Here is a 419-nt window from a genome sequence, read left to right on the forward strand (position 1 = left end):
TCGCATGGGTGGGCGGGCCGTAGTGCGGGATGCCGTCCGGTTCGACGTTCCAAATCTCGGCCAGTTCGGTCACATGCTGATCGTTCTGCCAGTTGCGGAAGCCGGGGAGGTCGCCGTCGGCGCCGCACTCGCGGGTGTTCTGGGCGGTGGGCTGGCCGTTCATCTGCATGAGTCCGCAGCCGGGGCGGCCGAGCATGCCGCGGATGAGGTGCAGGTTGTTGACCTGGACGGCGGCGGCGGACGCCTGGTGGGACTGGTAGACGCCCTGGAGGACGGTGGAGGTGAGCCGTTTCGCGTCGCCGAGGAGGTCGGCCGCGCGTTCGATCTCGGCGGCCGGGACACCGCAGATCTCCGCGGCCCAGCGCGGGGTGCAGCGCTCGACGCCGGCGGCGAGTTCCTCGTAGCCGACGGTGCGCGCG

At 71.4% G+C, this 419-nt stretch carries 1 pseudogene; it reads right to left on the reverse strand.

Annotated elements, in window-relative coordinates:
* Positions 1-419: pseudogene (locus LPA54_RS40100) on the reverse strand (molybdopterin-dependent oxidoreductase); the annotation flags it as partial.

Origin of the sequence: Streptomyces sp. DH12, assembly GCF_020873895.1 — a bacterium.
Taxonomy (GTDB): domain Bacteria; phylum Actinomycetota; class Actinomycetes; order Streptomycetales; family Streptomycetaceae; genus Streptomyces.